The organism is Mucilaginibacter kameinonensis (assembly GCF_003675385.1).
Lineage (GTDB): Bacteria > Bacteroidota > Bacteroidia > Sphingobacteriales > Sphingobacteriaceae > Mucilaginibacter > Mucilaginibacter kameinonensis.
Genome location: NZ_RCWZ01000007.1, coordinates 134,353 through 151,652 on the forward strand (window position 1 = coordinate 134,353; position 17,300 = coordinate 151,652).

Sequence of the window (17,300 nt, forward strand, 5' to 3'; positions counted from 1 at the left end):
GCCATGCAGATCAAACGCGTTCCCCGCCTTTATTATCAGCCTGAATGTGCAGAAATGCACGTTTTGGTTGAAATGATTGCGCGTGGACGCGACTATTTTGCCGCCAAAATGTACAAGCCGCGTGAAATAATTATGCATATACCCCCACCTGTTCAGACGGTTTTAGAGCAAAGTTTGGGGCGTTTTGGTGTTAAAAAGCCAGATAACGAAGTGTATATTTTAGGTGTTAGGTGTATACCCGGCTACGAAAACCGCATTATAATGAGCCACCCTAAGTTCGCTATTTACGATAATGAACCTATGGTGGTGATAGAATTTGAAACAATCAACGGGAAAACTCACCCCGTGTACTACCAATTAGATGAGTTAGATTAATGGTATCAATTTTATTTACACAAGCAAAATCAATATACAATACCCTGCATGTGGATTGCTAGGATATTGAACGCGACGCAAGGAAATGGCCGGGAGGTAACCCGGTAGTGGCGCACCCGCCTTGTCGGGCATGGGGGCGCTTATCTCAATTTGCAAAGCCCCGGCCGGACGAAAAAAAATTAGCGCTTTACGCGGTTGATATGGTGCGTAAACACGGAGGTGTACTTGAACATCCTTACGGCTCAACCCTATGGAATGAAGTGCCGTTACCAATGCCAGGTAAAAGAGACACATGGGGGGGGTATTCTATTTGTGTTAACCAAAGTTGGTGGGGACACAAGGCGCAAAAGAAAACACTGCTTTACATTGTAGGCTGTACGCCCGATAAATTGCCGCCTATTCCAATTTCATTTGATGCCATAGAATATGTAGTTAGACCTGCGCGAAATGGCACCGGCGCTAAGATCATAACGAAGAAGGAGCGCGAAGCTACACCGATAAAGTTTGCGGAGTGGTTAATTAGGTTAGCTGATAAGTGCGGTGTTTGAATGTGTTTTAAATTGTTCTCGTCCCTTTTTTCAACATGCAAATGGGCTGAAATTTAAAGGTACCCCTTTGTAACGGGTATTTGTGGAAAACTTGCACATTTTATTAGCATAATTAAGAATCAAACGGCCGATAATCAGTAGGCTAAATGGTTATATTTGCTACGCGAAGAGAAAACAAAAAAGGCCACTCTGGGAAAGCGGCCAATTTTGTATACTTTGAAAGTTCTTATTTGTCGTGACAAAGGTATGTCATAAAAAGGTATATACCAAAATTATCAAACAAATTTGTTTGGTTAACAATTGTCACCGGGGTTTTTGAGGTTGTTAAAACTCTGAGCAAAATTTTTATGGGCATTATTAATGATGTCGCCGCGCTGATTGGTTGCGCTTCAGGTGTTGTTACTTTGAGCAGTAACGCAGTTGATTTGATCAGAAAGCTTAAGCCACGAAGGCAAAAGCAGCGTAAAACAAAAAGCAAAAATGAGCCCCCTTAAAAAGGGGCTCATTTTATAGTTTAAGCAAATGCGCCAACCATATACCCAAACCAAAAGTGGCCGCTAATACCCCACCTATTATGGTAACGCTTTCCCAAGGTAAATTTATAAAAAATCGCCAAAGGCGTAATGGTGTGACATTCTCTGTTTGAAACACGTTGTTTTTAAGCCTCTCGATTTCCAACTCTAATTCGTCTATTTCAGAGTTTCTACTTTCTACAATCTTATGGAGGGAATCGAAATTCTCACTTTTTTGAATTACAATGCTATGCATTTCGTGATACTGTTTTTCCCAATCTATTTGTTCCGCCACTTTCACCGGGGCGTCTAATATGTGGTCTTTTATAAACTCGACATAGCCTCGCAATAATTGCCTAAAGTTTTCTATAACCTTTTGGTTTTCATTTGTAACAATTTCAAAAAAGTTAAGTCTTTGCGCGTTAAAAACCTGGTTACTTGCAGGGCCGAATATTTCAGTTAAATCAGACACCGTTCGTGCTTTCCAGGCCACGTGATTGAAATTTTGATAGCTATTTAGCTCATTTATTCTGTTGCTAATAAGTTCAATTGCCTTTTGTTTTGATGTAAATATCCTTGCCATAATTATATCCAAGATAAAAAATACTAATTAATTATTCTTATTACTGAAACCCTATTTACTCATCCCCGTAAAAGCCCTAACTTTGTAAGGTAAAAGAAATTGTACTTTTTAAAGTGCTGCCCATCATCTAAAAGTCGAAAATTACAGATACACGCAGCACAAGCCAAATAGTACGCCAGTAATGGCGTGGCTGTATCTTTCTGCGTGTATAGGGCTTCGACTCCCTTGATGGGCTTTAAGGTATTAGCTGCGTCATTTTTTTTGCCCGGCTTATACATCTACCTAATGAACCTTAAACAGATTTTAAATTGATTAACCGGCCGGGTTTATGGTAGCGTTTGAGCAGAAAGAGAGAAAGATTATTATTACACTAAATGGCGACCGTGATGATTATGTACACCTGTACAGGTCATTGCTTCACTTAATGGGAAACCAAAACCCTGAAACGCCGCCTAATGCAGATGAGGTGTATACCCTAACACATTTATTAAGCGAAATGCTAACGGAAGCAGGGCAATTAAAGGGTATTTAAAGCTTTTTTTGCAATGGCTTTAAAGTCGGGGTGTTCCTCTATCAATTCAATGATTATTTGAATGTCATCGGTGGTAAAATCATGTTGAGGATATTTGACCTTTAACCAGTGATCCCATTTGCCGTTGTGGTTAATGATGTAGCCCTGATAGCGTTTATTTAAATGAATATTGAAACCTTTGTGCCCCCATTCATCCCAGCCAATTGTAACCAGCTTTACTTCTTCGCCAAACGTAGCGTCAAACTCAATAGTCATATGGCAAATATAATGTGCGCTGGTTTGTTTTGCTAAGTTTTTAAGTATTGGGTAATTTTATGGCACCTGATTAATCTATGGCGCTCGGTAAACAATTAGTTGCAAGTATCCTTTCTGAACCTCTTAAACGTAGCACTGTTAAGCACGTTAAAGGCGTGTTTAAAGCCCGTAGGGATCATGATATCGTGTGTCGCCTGTATTACCACTATAAAATAAAGGGTTTGCAATATGAACGTGCCGTAGAGGAATTAAACCACGAATTTTATTTAGGCGAAACCACCATTTCGCAAATAATCATGGAGGAACGCGACACCCTCGAAAAACTCAAATCAGACAAGGCCGACCGCAAATACCTGCAAAAACTTATCCCGCATTTTAATTGGTATTAGTGCTTTGTTATTATTTATAAAACGATTATTTTTCATCGTTTTATAAATAATTTAAATATGTCTATATATATAAGCCTCGGCACTATTCAGCAGGAATTAAGCGATTATTTCAGTGATCTTTTTGACAATATTCGTTTCAATATCTCTATCAAAACCGATAGTATAACGATGACAGGCTACAGAAACGGGAAAGAATACCAGTATACGTTCAATCAAAAAGTTTGGGACTACGAGGCAAATACCGGCCGTTTACATCACTACTTAGAAAACGTAAGAGGTAGCTGGTATATCAAATAAAGAATTTTCAATAAACTTAACCTTAATAATATGGAAGAAACAACAGAAAAATTAAAGCCGGGAGATGTGGTTCAACTTAAATCAGGTGGCCCCGAAATGACGGTGGATAGTTATCACATTAATGGTGGATGGACATGTAAGTGGTTTTTAGATGCTGAACTAAAATCGGGGCAATTCGTGGAGACTTCGCTTACTAAAAATATTACACCAAAACGAAGAGGCTCAATACCTCCACAATAACAAAAAGGCCGCTAACTAAGCGGCCTTTTTGTTAATTATCTCCTCCTACTGTGCCAAATTTTATTGTCCAACTCGTGTCGCTCATCCAGTCGCCACCTTTCCATTTGATGCCAACATTATATTCAATAGGCGCTTTTAATCCCAAATCGTTAGTAGCTTTTACATAGCCACGGAACACGTAGCTGCTGTCAGGGTATTCTTTTTCTTTTCGATTGCCCTCAATAAATTCCGCACCGTCGGGGTCTTTTAAATGTGCTTTAACTGCTACCTGTGCAACTGTATATGCTTGCCACAATTCGGGTTTTTTATTTGCTTTTTCGTCATCGCTACAGGCTGCTAACGAAAATAGTAATAAGGCTATAGGTATTAATTTCTTCATAGCCAAATATAATACTTAAGGTAATACATTCGGTATAACTTCCAAGTCCGGCCGCGCCTGTAGCGTTCTTACCTTCATGGCTGTATTATCTACAAAGCCAAACGCGTACCGCAATACCCGTACCCTTACGTTATCCTTTCTGCGCTCGGTTTGGGCGCTGATCCGGCTAAGCGGGTTAAAATATCGCTCATCGCTCCACCCGTGTAATACCTGGTTAACCCGATGTTCTAAGTTAAAGTATCCCAACGCGTTTATTTTATGGCTATCGTTTTGGTAATAGTGCGTTGCTGCTGTATAGGCGGCTACTCCTAAACGCACTTCCAGTACGCTTTCGCCTTGCTGGCTATATTCGCTGTTATCGGTGTAACGTATTTCTACCGGGTCGAATAAAGCGCACGGAAACTTAACAGGGCAAAGCTGGTCGCTGTCGTCAAATTCCAACTGCCCCATGTCCTGATCTATAAATTTTAATTCGGGCAGCGTGGCTAACCGTTCCTGTACGGTTAAAAATACGTTCGCCAATATGGCATCCATTGTTAATTCACTCATGTTGTTAAGCGTTTAAAATCTTGTTAAAATCCTTTTCAAGGTCACGTTTTATAGAGTTTTCCAGTACCGGGCTGCCGTGGCCTTCATAGGGCATAAACTGGCGTTGTGGCATTTGCGTTTTCATTACACGGGTATGCGATCTTACTTCGCTTTCGCCTGTTTGCGTTCTTGCAAATTTGGTTTTACGGGCACCGGGTGCGCTAACCTCGTCGGTGTAAAAACGCCTGCGTGTGTAGGCGCTAACGTGTACGGTGGCGTTTATGGTTAAACCTTCGTTATGTGCTTTGGCATAAGGAACGTTATTGTAAAAACGAACTTCGCCCCGGCCGTTGGTGGTATAGTTTACGCCACGCCTTAACCTGCCGGTTACTATCAGGTTTTGCCCCTGCCTGCGTTTGCCTGCAATGCTTTGTTTATCCTTCCACTTTTTAAAGGTTTCGCCCTGCCAGCCCTGCGCCCTGAAGTTGCCGTCAACAAACCGCAACGTTTTGCGTACCACCATTGCCGGGGCTATATCATTCACATATGTTGCGATCTGTGCAGCCTTTCGGCGGCTTGTGCGAACAAAAGTGGCACTATCCATTTTTTATAAAATATCTTTATATTTGTGTTATAAATAAGCCGTTTATGCACCGGCGGGGCGCTGTTTGGTTAGCCGCTGCCGGAACTGTGTAAACGGCTTTACTTTTTATATTTCAAAATACCTTTCCTCATATTGGCAAGCGCGCCAAAGTTTGTTCGCCCATTTTTCTGTACTTCGTAGGCTGTAATAGCAGTTACATTGCTTCGTGAATCAGTTACTATTACTATAGGGCAATTTTTGTAATACTTGATATAAGCTGTTTGAATAGTCCCCTTTATTTTGTTACTCCATACTTCGTCGGGGTTTTTCAAAATATCCGGCAGCGGCGGCAGGAAGCGGTAACGATTGTCTTTATTTTCCTCTAAAACATGGTTTCTAAACCTGTTATCCATGCTTACGGTAATACCGTCGCGCGCTATAATATCAATGGTTTTACGCTGGCCGCCTGCTGTATCTGTCCACCACTTGTTAGCTTCTTCTTTGCTTTTGGCTTCGGTGTATGATGTCAGGTTAATGGTTGCGTAAATCCTTTCGCCCGATGGCATGTTATAATTTTTCTCGGCATCCAATTCGCGCTGTTTGTTGTTGCCTAAGTTTTTAAAATATGGGTGCCCATCCGTAAAAATCACCTTGTTTTTACCGGGGTTATTTTTGAAGTAGGGTTTTATATCGGCTGCCTTTTCTACGTTGTTGATATGATCTTCGGGCGTAGGTGTGTCGGTATCTGCTGCCGGTATAAATTTGCAATGGCATTTAAAATGTAGCGGGGGGCAAAGCCTGTTTAACACTGGGTTATTGCTGGCTATAATCATCCGGTCAAAGCCGCCGCAAATAGGGCAAACGTTTTCCCCGCCCGTAGTACTCCATTCCAATAGCTTAAATTTCATCAAGCCCGGCCAGCTTGCACCTATCTGCGATGATGCCACCGCCATTTCGTATTCAGCTTCGAGATAGGTTTTATTGTACAGCGCGTCAACCTTTAAAGCCCGCTTCTCAAACTCTTTATATGGCAGTACCTGCCCCTTATCATCAAGCAATAGCCTGTTATACTCCTTAAGCATAACAAGGCTTTTAGCGCCGCTAAATACGTAAATATTATGGTCAAAATATGCCTTCAGTGCATTGCGGTCATCGTCCGACGCGAATATCTTACCGCCCAACCCTTCGGCAACAGCCCCGGCCAGTTTTGTAGCCAGGTTGTTGTAATAGTCGGGCTGTATGCTGCCGGGCTTTAGTTCCCCACTATGTACCTGCTTTAAAAAATCGTTCAATATATCCCGATAGCCACCGGCCAGTAATATAGTGTTTGGTTTATGGTTGTGGTGTTCGCCGCAATCGCAATCATCACTATACAAATCTTTGAGTTTAATGTGCCCCGTTAATTCCGGGGCTACCCGAAAAAATCCATCATGTGCAAAGCCAGCTTTTGACGAAAAGTGAGCTTCACACCAGCGGGCTTTTTGGCCTTTTTGTCCTTTTTAGCCGGGGGGGTATCTGCACTTTCTTCGTCGTCATCATCGTCCGGAATCTGCGTATTTAGCGCGTTAAAGGCCTTTTGAGCCTCTTTTTCCTTCATTTGCGCGTCGTAGTCGGCTGGCTTCGGCATCCCTACGCGCTGATATATAAAATCGTGATCCACCGGCATACCTAATTTTGTAGCCATTGCCACGTAAACATTAATCTCATCGGTAAGGGAAAGCTTTTGTTTTTTTTCGGGAATGATAAACTTACCACCTTCATACGGTAGGCCAAAGGCTTTTAAAATCTTCCTGAAACGGCTGTTAAGGATACGGCGTACAAAATCGGTATCCGTTTCGTTTTTCTTTTCGTCTTGGTCGGCATGTACCTTGCCGATGGCGTAGCCGGTGCGCTCACTGGTGCCCGATGTTTCGGTACTACCTAACAGCGCCTTTGCTATTTGTTCATCCAGCCATCTTTCAAAACCTTCCTGTAAAGCACCGGTAGCGTTGTTTTGGTTGGGCACAAATTGTACCTCGGTGCCTTTAGGACGCACCAATCTGCCATTGTTGCCCATTTTTTCAATGGCATCTAAAAGTAATAGCCGTTGATCTTCGTCGTAACCATCCCACTGTGCGTCTAAAATCTGATTGCCGAAAACCTCAACAAACGTAGCCCAATCACCTAAACCGCCGCGTTTGTAAATGGCGTACTGTGCTGCCGATAATAATAACCCCAAATCCTTTTCCTCGCCCGCCTCTAAAACTGTTTGAGTGTACACACCTTCACGAATGCTAAAACCCTCGTCATCGTACTGCCTGAATGCCACCATCCCCAATTCGGGGCGCATGTGCCTACGGTCGAACTGGGTAGCGGTCATTTGCCATGTATTTTCATCGTCTTTGAAAATATTGCAATCAACCATGCTGTAACCCCAAAAACGGCTATCTATAATTTCTTCAAGCAATTTGGCAAAACCAATGCTATCTATCAGCTCATTGATCTCGGGTACTGGCTGCCCGTCTTTATCTACGTATTGCCACCCTGCCGTAGTAATAGCATCGCGGCGTTTGCCGGTTACGCTTATCACCTGGGCATCTAATATTACATCAAAATATAAACTGTAGAGCAGGGCGCGGCGCGGCACCCGTGATTCGGCACTACGGGTATAGTTTCGCCATTTTACGATGTCCTGATTTTCGCGGACAATTGGCATTATGTCCAGCTTGGTTATTGCGATGCTGGGTTGTGTACCGTCGGCGGTAACGGTAGCTTTTTTTGTTATTGGCATATTTAAAGGGGTATTAAATAATTAAAAATGGTTGCCGCGTTTTGGGTTGCTGCTCATGTGAAAAAAGGTAGCCTTTTCAGGCGGCGCTATTAACGGCCATCCCCTCGGTTTTACTTCGGCAGCTTGAACCCGGCGAAGCCACACGCGGGCGGTGGTGGCATCTTCCCTTATCTGTTTGACGTTTTGGTTTGCCGGGCATTTGCGGGTAAGCCACTGTAAGGCCATTGCTGTTAGCGATCCTATTAATATAGGGTCGCGTTCATCGCCGGTGCGGGCAAACAGTGCATCTACGTCGTACCTGTCAAAATAGCCCTGTGCCTCGGCTATTGCTTTGTTTATGGCGGCGGTAACGTCGTCGTCGTTGCCTTCGGTTATCGCGTCTATATCCTCTGTGTATATATCCGTGGTTAAATCGGCTTTGGTTAAAAATGGCATAGTTAATATCGTTTGGGGTTTCGTGGTGGTCTGATTACTTGCATTTTTGAAAGGTCGCCGGTGGCTTTATTATTAACTATCCACACGCCGCCCTCCACGGCATCGGGGCCGTCATCATGTGCACGGCTGGTAGGCGACAAGGCTAAAAACTGCCCCTCCATGTTATCCATGTGTACCGTTCCCTTTTCGTCGATATTGAAGTATAGGCGTGGTATAACATTCTTTTCAATGTCTTCGCGGTTGAGCGGTTCAAGATTACTCTCGATACGGTGGTACTTATCGGGTTTGTCGCGGTCATCGGCTTTGGGTACAAGCTTAAAGCCGTGTTTGGCGTTTGACTGCGCTAATTCCTGAATAAACATTTCGTCTATCCACGGCCATTCTATATAAAAGTAAACGGGTACCTGCCCGTTAACCCATTTATATATTTCATAGTTCCAGTCGATCATTTGTGCGGTCGATACCTGGTCGCAGAATACGCGTATCACATGGTATTCGTCTTTCCATCGGCCTATTAAAACGGTGGCCTTAAAGTCACCTTTCTTTTTGTATGACGGGTCGGTATAGGCTACTAAATATTTGTACTCCTTAAGTGGCCGTATTTTTTTGTAATGCAGCTTTTTAAACACCTTGCCGGTGGTGATAGGGTTATTATAGTATTCCTTTTGTTGTGATACGTAGCTGATTTTTGATAGTACCCGGTCTATTAACGGTTCGGTGTTTTTGTTCGGCCATGTTGAATTACCGTCTTTATCCCTTATGTTAATAATCTCAAAGTAGTCGGCCATCTTGATAGCCTTGTTGATGCAGCAATTTTCGGCAATGATGTTGCCGCAAAATATCACCTGCATCGGGTTACTGATTGACCGGGTAGCGTAAACCGCTTGCTCAAACCAGTCCCATTTCTTGTCAATGGTATCGGGGTTTCTGCATTCCTCGTCGGTATCAAAGTCATCCATGATAACTTTATCCGGCCTTACTTCCTCGTTACGCGAACCACGGGGTGACTGGCCTGCGCCGATAGCCAAAAACGAACAGCCCTTTTTTATAATAAACTGCTTTTCGCTCCAATCGCCGAAATTTTCCTGCTTACCATAATCGTTAATGATCCGCTGGTTATTCTCGAAATTTAGCTTGTAAGGCTTTAGCAGGTTTATAGCCGCCGTTTCGCTTGAACTAATAAGCAGGATGGATTTTTTAAGGCCGGTTAATGCCTGGTAAATTGTTTCCATCATGGTACGGGCTGACTTGGCAAGTTCCCGGCTCCATGCCCTTACCTCGTACCACTCACTATTGTAAATTGCCCGGCGGCTTGCAGCCTTGTGCCACGGCATAGGTTCGGCATAATAGTAGTTAGGAAAGTAGTATTTAAACCACTTTTCTTCATTCCCTTTTTTCTCTAAATCTTCCTTCCTTTTAAGCTTGTCGGCTTCACTTTCGTTAACGTCAATTACCGTGGCGCGGAGTAGTGATTTTACATACTCATCCCATTTATCAAGGGCTTTTCTATCTTCTGCTAAAGCCATTAATAAAGCGATCTAATAAAACCATCAATTATAGGCGCAAGGGCTTGCGCCTTTTCTAATGACACACTACGGGCAAAATTTAGCAACGCTATGCAGGCGCTTATAGCTTCGGGTTTGCTGGTTTTGGTTTCCAGTTCCTTAATGTCTTTTACAAGCTTGCGCCTTACGTCGCCCTCTTTGCTGTCGGCGTACCTCGACCCGGCTGGTTTTTTCCTGATAGCGGCGTTTAGTTCCGATAGTTCATCAAGTAAATAACTCATTTGCTCCTGTCGGGTAAGCAATAAATTTTTCTTTTGCTTTTCCCAAAGGCCGTCATTTTCGGCCACCCATTTACCAATCGTTTTTTCTGATATGCCCGTTTTTGCGGCTATCTCTTTTTGGGAAAGATTGTCGTCAATAAAATACCTTTTTGCCAGTTCCTTTAACCTTTCAAGGTCGGCTCTACTTTTCCTTTCGGCCATGTTTTGGGGTTGATTTACACCCAAAATTGCAGGCTTTTTTACCTCTTATATAACCCGGTAATTGGATGATTAACGCAGCTTTAATCATACCATAAAACCCCTTTAATCATTCATAAACGCGGTTTTTTATGGCCGAAATACCGCTGTACGTTTGTCCCAACGAAACCAATAAACGGTTATGAAAAACTAAAAAACGAAACATGAAAAAAAGGCAATTAACAGGGGCGCTGGCGTATTCAACCGAAAAAAATGAAACGTACGACTAAGCGGTATGTAATCACGACCAGCGGCCTTAATTGCTACAAGTACCGCGTAATGTCGGACGGGGGCGATTGGGTTCAATATTTGAAAAATCCAATACTTCTATGGATGCACCAACGGGCATTTAGCAACGATAAAAGCCAAATACTGCCGCCGGGATGTGCTGTAGAAATAGAGCTGCACGGCGACGAATGGAGTTGCTATTTGGAGTTTGACGAAAACGACCCTTTTGCTATGCAGCTGTACAATAAGTACGAAGCTGGCATTTTAAATATGGTTTCGTTGGGCGCTATACCACTTGAATGGACAGAAGATCCTTCAATGATGTTACCCGGCCAAACCGGCCCCACTATAACCAAGTGGAAAGTAACCGATATCAGTTGCGTGGACATTGGCGGCAATGATGATGCGTGTGCCTGTCAACTATACGGGCATGACGAAAAAAGGATTGAATTATCCGGGCTGGATAAAGATGGATTTATCAAGCTTTTCAACTCACTACAACAAACTAAAAACGACGATAAGGACACCATGAAATTAATTCAACTGACAGGCGCAGCATTGAACGGCATTTTGCTTTCGCTTAAACTGGATGAAACCGCCACCGAAGTACAGGTGCAAAAGGCCGTGAATGATATGATACAGCTTAATGCTACCCAGGCGACTGACATAAACACGCTTAAGGGCGAAAAGCAGACTTTGAAGGATGAAGTATCGCAGCTTAAAGCAGATCAGAACGAAGCCAAAGTAATTAAGCTGGCCGACGACCATAAAAACAAATACCTGCCCGGCCAGCGTGAAAAATACATTCGTTTGGCTAAGGTTGATTTTGACGGCACAAAAGAATTGCTGGAAGGTATGCCGGTACTTAAAACAGTAGAGGAACAAATCAGCACAGCCAGCGAAGGCAGCGACAAAGAAGTAAAAGAGCTGATTAAGCTAAGCTACGACGACCTGTGGAAAACAGGCAAGTTGGAGCGCCTGCAGCAACTTGATAAGCAAGCGTATTTAGACAAGCGCGCCGAAAAATTCCCAATTAAAACCGAAAAGAAGTAGCCCTTAACGGCCTTTAAATAATCTTTTAACACCCCCAAACAATACCCCTATTAATTAACAAAATGAAAAATTTCAAGCAATTTTTAGTTGCCACCATTGGCCTTATTCTTTTTGCCTCGCTGGCTGTTAACGCCTTCGCGGCAGTCGCCCACACCGATATGCTAACCGCTTCGGTGGCTGTTGGCGGCGCTGGCTTTGTATTCTACCAGCTTTCAAAACTCCAACCAAATAAACCCGCGGCTTTTACAGCCGGTGTACAGGTAGAGCTTTGGGCGCAATACATAATCGAACGATTTTGGAAAGATAACGCATTTATTAAACGCGCATTTAGCGATGATGATAAAGTATTAGCCGGTAAGGTGGTGCATATTCCACAACCAGGCGCTAAGCCATCTGTAACTAAAAATCGTGGTTCGTTTCCGGCCGCAGCAGTAAGGCGTACAGATACTGACATCGTTTACGTACTGGATGAGTATACTACCGATCCAACACATATTCCTGATGCAGATAAATACGAACTGTCATACGATAAAATCGATAGCGTTTACGGTGATCATGCCGGGACATTAGTTGAGTTTGTAGCCGATGATATTATTTTAAAATGGCTTGACGAAACGGTTAGTAATGTAACAAAACTTTATACTACCGGTGGTGGTGGTGACACTCCAATACAGGTAGCCGCAACTACTGATGCTGCTACAGGTAATCGCTATGGGACACACCATTTGGATTTAAAAGCATGGGAGTTGTTTTTTAATAAAAACAACATACCAAAAGCCGGTCGACAGGTGATGTTTGAAAGTAACATGCTTGACCAATTTACCTCAAGCCTCACTAACACGCAATACCGCGATTTCTCGCAATACTACAACGCTGCCGAAGGTACCTTAGGCCGCCTATACGGTTTTGACATCCTTGACCGTAGCAACGTGGCGGTAGCCAATTCCGCTCATGCTATTAAAGCCTTAGGCGCTGCCGGTGCAGCCGGTGACTGTGCCGTATCGCTGGTATGGCAAAAAGATGCGGTAGCCCGCGCACTGGGTGATGTGAAGTTTTTTGAAAACCCCGACCGCGCCGAATACTACGGTGACATATACAGCGCATTGCTGCGTATGGGTGGCCGCCGCCGTAGGGCTGATAATTTGGGTGTTGGTGCCATGATTCAAGGTACACCCGCTTAATACCTGATAACCCCTAATCAACACAAATAACCAAACAAAAAGAACCCCGCGCCTTAATAGTCCCCGGATACGATCAGGGGCGGCGCGGGTTGATTGAGGAATAATGAAAGACTGGTTTTATAAAATGCTTGCCTCGTATGATTACGACAGCTTCACCAATTTTTTTCAGAGCGTAGCGCCGTCATTTAAATATTGCATAACCCGGCAGCTATTGTTTGTAAGCTGCACCTATCCCGGCCTTGCATGGTTAGCCGCTTTCTTTCCGCAAATCCCTTTGGCACTTGGTATTCAAACGGCAGCACTGGTTAGTATGCTGCTGGCCTTCGTGGTAGAGCTGGTTAGTGGTATAGTTGCCTCACGCATCAGGCAAGAACAGTTTAGCAGTTTCAGGCTATCGCGGTTTACGCTTAAGGTATTTATCTACCTGGTACTTATAGCTATCCCTTACCACTGGTCGCAAAACTATGCCGCCAAAGGGGAAACGGTTATGGCGGTTTGCTTCGATTGGCTTCAAAACTTCCTGATTATCCATATAGCACAGGAAAACATAGTATCCATACTTGAAAACCTCGCCGTAATTGATGGCAAAGACAAAACCGCGTGGATCAATAAAATTAAAGACAAAATAACCTCACTATGGCCGTAAATAAATATGCAATCAGTACCCGCGGCTTAGACCTCATTAAATCATTTGAGGGCTTAAGGCTTACGGCATATCAGGACATTGCCGGTGTGTGGACTATTGGCTATGGCTGCACATTTTACGCAAATGCAAAACGGATACAGCCAGGCGATAGGCTGGTAAATAAAGAGTGTGCAAGCGACCTGCTTTGCGTAATTCTGAAAGACTTTGAGCGCACTGTTAACAGGGTGGTAACTGTACCATTAAACCAAAACCAGTACGACGCGCTTTTAAGCTTCCATTTTAACACCGGTAGCCTGCCATCAAGTACCCTGTTAAGAAAATTAAATGCGGGCGATTATGGTGGTGCCGCCGCTCAATTTGCCCTTTGGACAAAAGTAACCGACCCTAAAACCGGTAAAAAGGTAATCAGTGATGCACTGGTTAAACGCCGGGCTAAAGAACAAAAATTATTCATAACCCCCATTTAATAACAATGCCAACAATACTAAAAGCAATAGGCGGTTTTTTCGCTGTCCTTTTTAAAAAACTCACTGGTAACAGTAATGTAGCTGTGGAGCTTCCGGCCGATATAGCCATCACCACTACCGAAATAGACCTTGTTATAAACGTGGTTAATAAAGTAAAGTCCGTGGTAAATAACCCGATTTTGGGGCTTGTAATTGACTTTACGCCAACCGGAATAGATAACGCTGTAAAGGATAAAATTAACCAGGCAATACCGGCGCTGCTTACCGGCTTAACCTTCAGTAAAAACCTATTGGATACAACACCGGATAATGCGGTAATGCTTGATAAGCTTTTAAGCAAGGTGAAATTCAGTGATGATGCTGATAAAGACGCTTTATATCACGTATTGGCCGCCCGTCTTATCATGGTAGTAAGTGACGGTAAAGTCACCTGGAGCGAAGCCGTTAGCGTGGTGGAGCTGTATTTCAAACAAATTTTCATTACTCAATAATCATAAAATGAAACTGACAGCAATTACAACAGAGTTTTCAAATGCTATTTGTGCAAACAGTGATTTGTACAAGGCAGATGTGAAAAGTCTTTTCGACACGCACCCGTCTGTCGACGTATTTTATATCACTTCGGATGCACAGGCCTTTTTTGCCGAAAATATGGCAGATAGCCACGGGCAAAAATTGAAGGTGCGCGACTACATCGAGGTTACCCGCGAACAGGTATTTATATTGGATACCGTTCAAAAAGACGAAGCGCCAGCAGATCAACCACCGGCAGACGTACCACCGGCAGATGTACCACCAGCAGATCAGCCACCGGCAGATGTACCACCAGCAGATCAGCCACCGGCAGACGTACCACCAGCAGATCAGCCACCAGCAGATCAGCCACCAGCAGATCAGCCGCCATCGAATCAGCCGCCATCGAATCAGCCACCAGCAGATGAAGCGCCGAAGGATGCTTTAGCGATAGCCTTCGCCACTCCTGAAGCCGACAGGACACCATACCAAAAAGGGTTAATCACTAAAGCAACAAAAGCAACCGAAGGGGGTAACAACTAATGATACCAGGTGTAAATGTGCAGCTGGCCAATGGCCAGTTAGGTGGCAGCACTGCCACCAACGATAATATTACCGGGGTAATTTTAACCGGCGCTGGCACTGGCTTGCTGCCATTGCTCACCCCTGTAAAGGTTGTAAGTGTTGATGATGCCGTTTCTAAAGGTATCACACTGGCAGCGGAGCCGGAAGCATACCAGTTTGTTACTGAGTTTTACAGCATTGCCGGTACCCGTGGATGCCCGGTTTATATCATGCTGGCGGCTAACACAACCACGTTAGTAAACCTTTGCGATGTGACGGTTACTACCGGCCTTAAAAAGCTAATGGATTTTGGTAATGGTGAAATCAGGGTGGTTGGCGTAGCGCGTACCCCTGCTGTATCATACGTGCCACCGGTTGTTAAATTTCTTGATAGCGATGTGGCGGCGGCCGTTCCAAATGCCAAAGTATTTGCGCAGGCCATGTTTGACGCGCATAAGCCGGTAAGGATATTACTTGCAGCCCGCGTTAATGACGTTACAAACGCTACTATTGATAGCCCTAAATCCTTAACCGCAAACAATGTCGGTTTTGTGATTGGTGGTGTGCAAAACAATGGTGTTACCTCGCTGGGCTTGGTTTTAGGCCGTATAGCTGCAACCGCTCCCCATGTCAATATCGGCCGGGTTAAGGATGGCGATTTGCCGGTTAGTAATTACTATATCGGTTCGCAAAGCATCCTGCCAAATATTGATGCGCCTACTGACCCGTATTACAGGCAGCTTGACCAGCTTATAGATATGGGATACATCACGGTTAAAAAGTACGACCAAAAAGGCGGCTTGTTTATCAGTAACGACCCCATGGCCTGCCCCGAAACCGACGACTATAACGCGCTTGCCTATGGCCGGGTGATTGATAAAGCCGCTATTGTAGCCTATCAAACCTATGTTAATGAAATTAACGACGATGTGGATTTGGATGACAATGGCAATATTGAGCCGGTAGTTTTAAAGGCGCTTGAAGCTTCGATGGTGAACGCGCTTAACCTCAACATGGCCGATAGTATGAGCGGCGACCCTGTTGTATTTATCGACGATAGCCAGCAGATCACCCAAACGTCAACACTCAAAGTTAACATCGGTATCCGGCGCAAAGGGTATAGTAAATTAATCAACATTAAACTGGGTTTCTATAACCCGCAAAATAACTAAGCAATGGCAAACTATGTAAACAGTCAGGAACTTGAATGGAAGCATGCGCAACTTGCTGTATTAGGTGTTACCATTCGCGGGTTACGCGGCTTCAAATACAAAAAGTCTACCGACAGCGAACACCTGCATGCTGCCGGTGACGAGGCTGTGGGTATCCAATCAGGTAATAAAAAGGTTGACGGCAGTATCAAGCTTTTAAAGTCGGAAATAGACAGGCTAAACACCGCCGCCCGCGAAGCCGGGTACGATGATTTTGGCGACGTTCCTTACCAACTCGTTGTAGCAACCTTCAATTACAAAGTCGCTTTTGGTCGTAAGCAGGAAACTGATATCATTTCGGGCATCAAGTTTACTGAATGGGAAAAGGCAATGGAACAGGGCGCTAAAATGATGGAAGTTGACGTGCCATTTTTAGCGCTGGGCGTAAAGTCGCTTTAAACCTCTTTTAACAACTATTTAAAATCCTTTTAAATCCATTTTAAAGTGAAATCATCATCTATTATGCCGAGAAGTGCGGCAAACGTTACGGCCGAAGTTTTGGCAGCTTGGAAAAAAGATTACCCGACGGGCGTTTTTGAGTTGGTTGTAAATAGCGGCGAATTTGAAACCATTACCGAAGAAGGCAAGCCGCCGGTTAAAAAGCCAGTCCCTTTGTATAAGGGCTATATGCGCAAACCCACACGCGACGAAATGCGTGAATTTACTTCAAAGCAGACCGACCCGGTTACCTATACCGAAATAGTGCTGGATGCGCTTTGGCTGGGTGGCGATGAGCAAATAAAAATTGACGATGAGGCATTTTACAGTGTAATGCCGCAAGTGCAAAATGTACTTGACATCAAAGGTTCGGAAATAAAAAAATTATAGAGGCTGCCCGTGGTGAAATTGAAGCCAACTATTTAGGGTACATAGATACTACAATAGCCTTTTACACCACTTATGACCCCTCTAAACTATCCGACGAACGTTGGGCAGAAGTATACATGCAAATAAACGATTTACGAAAACGCGAAGCCGAACAATCAAA

The 17,300-nt window shown here is 43.9% G+C and carries 25 protein-coding genes; 15 read left to right on the forward strand and 10 right to left on the reverse strand.

Annotated elements, in window-relative coordinates:
* Window positions 1-3 precede the first annotated feature (3 nt).
* Window positions 4-375, forward strand: a complete 372-nt coding sequence (locus EAH55_RS29085; protein ID WP_121812771.1) for a hypothetical protein — start codon at window positions 4-6, stop codon at window positions 373-375.
* 200 nt (window positions 376-575) lie between these two features.
* Window positions 576-923 carry a hypothetical protein gene (locus EAH55_RS31210; protein ID WP_208644977.1) on the forward strand — a complete coding sequence of 116 codons (348 nt, stop codon included), beginning with the start codon at window positions 576-578 and terminating at the stop codon, window positions 921-923.
* Window positions 924-1,430: 507 nt separating this feature from the next.
* Here the strand turns inward: EAH55_RS31210 and EAH55_RS29095 are convergent.
* Window positions 1,431-2,018, reverse strand: coding sequence for a hypothetical protein (locus tag EAH55_RS29095; RefSeq protein ID WP_121812772.1), 588 nt, complete (start codon window positions 2,016-2,018; stop codon window positions 1,431-1,433).
* Between the two features lie 328 nt (window positions 2,019-2,346).
* Here EAH55_RS29095 and EAH55_RS29105 point away from each other — a divergent pair, with 328 nt between their 5' ends.
* Window positions 2,347-2,550 carry a hypothetical protein gene (locus EAH55_RS29105; RefSeq protein WP_121812774.1) on the forward strand — a complete coding sequence of 68 codons (204 nt, stop codon included), beginning with the start codon at window positions 2,347-2,349 and terminating at the stop codon, window positions 2,548-2,550.
* Here EAH55_RS29105 and EAH55_RS29110 read toward each other — a convergent pair.
* A complete protein-coding gene (locus EAH55_RS29110; RefSeq protein WP_121812775.1) occupies window positions 2,536-2,805 on the reverse strand; it encodes a hypothetical protein in 270 nt (89 codons plus the stop codon). The genes EAH55_RS29105 and EAH55_RS29110 overlap by 15 nt on opposite strands.
* 77 nt (window positions 2,806-2,882) lie before the next feature.
* Between EAH55_RS29110 and EAH55_RS29115 the strand changes: the two genes are divergently transcribed.
* From EAH55_RS29115 to EAH55_RS29125, 3 genes are read left to right on the forward strand one after another with little or no spacing between them, the layout of a single operon-like run.
* Window positions 2,883-3,194 (forward strand): hypothetical protein, encoded by a 312-nt coding sequence (locus EAH55_RS29115; RefSeq protein ID WP_121812776.1) that lies wholly within the window; start codon window positions 2,883-2,885, stop codon window positions 3,192-3,194.
* Between the two features lie 57 nt (window positions 3,195-3,251).
* On the forward strand, window positions 3,252-3,491 hold the full coding sequence (locus EAH55_RS29120) for a hypothetical protein (protein WP_121812777.1): 240 nt from the start codon (window positions 3,252-3,254) through the stop codon (window positions 3,489-3,491).
* Between the two features lie 30 nt (window positions 3,492-3,521).
* Window positions 3,522-3,731 carry a YodC family protein gene (locus tag EAH55_RS29125; RefSeq protein ID WP_121812778.1) on the forward strand — a complete coding sequence of 70 codons (210 nt, stop codon included), beginning with the start codon at window positions 3,522-3,524 and terminating at the stop codon, window positions 3,729-3,731.
* 31 nt (window positions 3,732-3,762) lie between these two features.
* On the opposite strand, the gene EAH55_RS29130 is transcribed toward EAH55_RS29125, so the two are convergent.
* The 8 genes from EAH55_RS29130 to EAH55_RS29165 all read right to left on the reverse strand — a co-directional run bounded on the left by EAH55_RS29130 (window position 3,763) and on the right by EAH55_RS29165 (window position 10,413).
* A complete protein-coding gene (locus EAH55_RS29130) occupies window positions 3,763-4,110 on the reverse strand; it encodes a hypothetical protein (protein WP_121812779.1) in 348 nt (115 codons plus the stop codon).
* Between the two features lie 15 nt (window positions 4,111-4,125).
* On the reverse strand, window positions 4,126-4,659 hold the full coding sequence (locus EAH55_RS29135) for a hypothetical protein (protein WP_162997094.1): 534 nt from the start codon (window positions 4,657-4,659) through the stop codon (window positions 4,126-4,128).
* Window positions 4,660-4,663: 4 nt separating this feature from the next.
* A complete protein-coding gene (locus EAH55_RS29140) occupies window positions 4,664-5,242 on the reverse strand; it encodes a hypothetical protein (RefSeq protein ID WP_121812781.1) in 579 nt (192 codons plus the stop codon).
* 98 nt (window positions 5,243-5,340) lie between these two features.
* Entirely contained in the window at window positions 5,341-6,597 is a 1,257-nt protein-coding gene (locus EAH55_RS29145) for a PBECR2 nuclease fold domain-containing protein (protein ID WP_121812782.1), read from the reverse strand.
* Between the two features lie 35 nt (window positions 6,598-6,632).
* The gene (locus EAH55_RS29150) at window positions 6,633-7,991 is read right to left on the reverse strand and encodes a phage portal protein family protein (RefSeq protein WP_121812783.1); all 1,359 of its coding nucleotides are present in this window, start codon (window positions 7,989-7,991) and stop codon (window positions 6,633-6,635) included.
* A gap of 21 nt (window positions 7,992-8,012) precedes the next feature.
* Window positions 8,013-8,426, reverse strand: coding sequence for a hypothetical protein (locus EAH55_RS29155; RefSeq protein WP_121812784.1), 414 nt, complete (start codon window positions 8,424-8,426; stop codon window positions 8,013-8,015).
* Window positions 8,427-8,428: 2 nt separating this feature from the next.
* Window positions 8,429-9,952 carry a hypothetical protein gene (locus tag EAH55_RS29160; RefSeq protein ID WP_121812785.1) on the reverse strand — a complete coding sequence of 508 codons (1,524 nt, stop codon included), beginning with the start codon at window positions 9,950-9,952 and terminating at the stop codon, window positions 8,429-8,431.
* Window positions 9,952-10,413, reverse strand: coding sequence for a transcriptional regulator (locus EAH55_RS29165; RefSeq protein WP_121812786.1), 462 nt, complete (start codon window positions 10,411-10,413; stop codon window positions 9,952-9,954). The genes EAH55_RS29160 and EAH55_RS29165 overlap by 1 nt, the downstream gene beginning before the upstream one ends.
* A gap of 249 nt (window positions 10,414-10,662) precedes the next feature.
* Here EAH55_RS29165 and EAH55_RS29170 point away from each other — a divergent pair, with 249 nt between their 5' ends.
* The 9 genes from EAH55_RS29170 to EAH55_RS29210 all read left to right on the forward strand — a co-directional run bounded on the left by EAH55_RS29170 (window position 10,663) and on the right by EAH55_RS29210 (window position 17,140).
* Entirely contained in the window at window positions 10,663-11,730 is a 1,068-nt protein-coding gene (locus EAH55_RS29170; protein WP_162997095.1) for a hypothetical protein, read from the forward strand.
* A 62-nt stretch (window positions 11,731-11,792) separates the two neighbouring features.
* On the forward strand, window positions 11,793-12,911 hold the full coding sequence (locus tag EAH55_RS29175; RefSeq protein ID WP_121812788.1) for a hypothetical protein: 1,119 nt from the start codon (window positions 11,793-11,795) through the stop codon (window positions 12,909-12,911).
* 103 nt (window positions 12,912-13,014) lie between these two features.
* Entirely contained in the window at window positions 13,015-13,557 is a 543-nt protein-coding gene (locus EAH55_RS29180; protein ID WP_121812789.1) for a phage holin family protein, read from the forward strand.
* Entirely contained in the window at window positions 13,548-14,024 is a 477-nt protein-coding gene (locus EAH55_RS29185; RefSeq protein WP_121812790.1) for a lysozyme, read from the forward strand. The genes EAH55_RS29180 and EAH55_RS29185 overlap by 10 nt, the downstream gene beginning before the upstream one ends.
* 5 nt (window positions 14,025-14,029) lie before the next feature.
* Window positions 14,030-14,515, forward strand: coding sequence for a hypothetical protein (locus tag EAH55_RS29190; RefSeq protein ID WP_121812791.1), 486 nt, complete (start codon window positions 14,030-14,032; stop codon window positions 14,513-14,515).
* Between the two features lie 7 nt (window positions 14,516-14,522).
* Entirely contained in the window at window positions 14,523-15,080 is a 558-nt protein-coding gene (locus EAH55_RS29195; RefSeq protein WP_121812792.1) for a hypothetical protein, read from the forward strand.
* Window positions 15,080-16,273, forward strand: a complete 1,194-nt coding sequence (locus EAH55_RS29200) for a DUF2586 family protein (protein WP_121812793.1) — start codon at window positions 15,080-15,082, stop codon at window positions 16,271-16,273. The genes EAH55_RS29195 and EAH55_RS29200 overlap by 1 nt, the downstream gene beginning before the upstream one ends.
* A gap of 3 nt (window positions 16,274-16,276) precedes the next feature.
* Window positions 16,277-16,711 (forward strand): hypothetical protein, encoded by a 435-nt coding sequence (locus EAH55_RS29205; protein ID WP_121812794.1) that lies wholly within the window; start codon window positions 16,277-16,279, stop codon window positions 16,709-16,711.
* A 45-nt stretch (window positions 16,712-16,756) separates the two neighbouring features.
* Window positions 16,757-17,140 carry a hypothetical protein gene (locus tag EAH55_RS29210; RefSeq protein ID WP_162997096.1) on the forward strand — a complete coding sequence of 128 codons (384 nt, stop codon included), beginning with the start codon at window positions 16,757-16,759 and terminating at the stop codon, window positions 17,138-17,140.
* Window positions 17,141-17,300 lie beyond the last annotated feature (160 nt).

Bases quoted from the DNA above. Each gene is read 5' to 3' on its own strand.
- EAH55_RS29085 (WP_121812771.1), top strand. From the start codon at position 4: ATGCAGATCAAACGCGTTCCCCGCCTTTATTATCAGCCTGAATGTGCA.
- EAH55_RS31210 (WP_208644977.1), top strand. From the start codon at position 576: ATGGTGCGTAAACACGGAGGTGTACTTGAACATCCTTACGGCTCAACC.
- EAH55_RS29095 (WP_121812772.1), bottom strand. From the start codon at position 2,018: ATGGCAAGGATATTTACATCAAAACAAAAGGCAATTGAACTTATTAGC.
- EAH55_RS29105 (WP_121812774.1), top strand. From the start codon at position 2,347: ATGGTAGCGTTTGAGCAGAAAGAGAGAAAGATTATTATTACACTAAAT.
- EAH55_RS29110 (WP_121812775.1), bottom strand. From the start codon at position 2,805: ATGACTATTGAGTTTGACGCTACGTTTGGCGAAGAAGTAAAGCTGGTT.
- EAH55_RS29115 (WP_121812776.1), top strand. From the start codon at position 2,883: ATGGCGCTCGGTAAACAATTAGTTGCAAGTATCCTTTCTGAACCTCTT.
- EAH55_RS29120 (WP_121812777.1), top strand. From the start codon at position 3,252: ATGTCTATATATATAAGCCTCGGCACTATTCAGCAGGAATTAAGCGAT.
- EAH55_RS29125 (WP_121812778.1), top strand. From the start codon at position 3,522: ATGGAAGAAACAACAGAAAAATTAAAGCCGGGAGATGTGGTTCAACTT.
- EAH55_RS29130 (WP_121812779.1), bottom strand. From the start codon at position 4,110: ATGAAGAAATTAATACCTATAGCCTTATTACTATTTTCGTTAGCAGCC.
- EAH55_RS29135 (WP_162997094.1), bottom strand. From the start codon at position 4,659: ATGAGTGAATTAACAATGGATGCCATATTGGCGAACGTATTTTTAACC.
- EAH55_RS29140 (WP_121812781.1), bottom strand. From the start codon at position 5,242: ATGGATAGTGCCACTTTTGTTCGCACAAGCCGCCGAAAGGCTGCACAG.
- EAH55_RS29150 (WP_121812783.1), bottom strand. From the start codon at position 7,991: ATGCCAATAACAAAAAAAGCTACCGTTACCGCCGACGGTACACAACCC.
- EAH55_RS29155 (WP_121812784.1), bottom strand. From the start codon at position 8,426: ATGCCATTTTTAACCAAAGCCGATTTAACCACGGATATATACACAGAG.
- EAH55_RS29160 (WP_121812785.1), bottom strand. From the start codon at position 9,952: ATGGCTTTAGCAGAAGATAGAAAAGCCCTTGATAAATGGGATGAGTAT.
- EAH55_RS29165 (WP_121812786.1), bottom strand. From the start codon at position 10,413: ATGGCCGAAAGGAAAAGTAGAGCCGACCTTGAAAGGTTAAAGGAACTG.
- EAH55_RS29170 (WP_162997095.1), top strand. From the start codon at position 10,663: ATGAAACGTACGACTAAGCGGTATGTAATCACGACCAGCGGCCTTAAT.
- EAH55_RS29175 (WP_121812788.1), top strand. From the start codon at position 11,793: ATGAAAAATTTCAAGCAATTTTTAGTTGCCACCATTGGCCTTATTCTT.
- EAH55_RS29180 (WP_121812789.1), top strand. From the start codon at position 13,015: ATGAAAGACTGGTTTTATAAAATGCTTGCCTCGTATGATTACGACAGC.
- EAH55_RS29185 (WP_121812790.1), top strand. From the start codon at position 13,548: ATGGCCGTAAATAAATATGCAATCAGTACCCGCGGCTTAGACCTCATT.
- EAH55_RS29190 (WP_121812791.1), top strand. From the start codon at position 14,030: ATGCCAACAATACTAAAAGCAATAGGCGGTTTTTTCGCTGTCCTTTTT.
- EAH55_RS29195 (WP_121812792.1), top strand. From the start codon at position 14,523: ATGAAACTGACAGCAATTACAACAGAGTTTTCAAATGCTATTTGTGCA.
- EAH55_RS29200 (WP_121812793.1), top strand. From the start codon at position 15,080: ATGATACCAGGTGTAAATGTGCAGCTGGCCAATGGCCAGTTAGGTGGC.
- EAH55_RS29205 (WP_121812794.1), top strand. From the start codon at position 16,277: ATGGCAAACTATGTAAACAGTCAGGAACTTGAATGGAAGCATGCGCAA.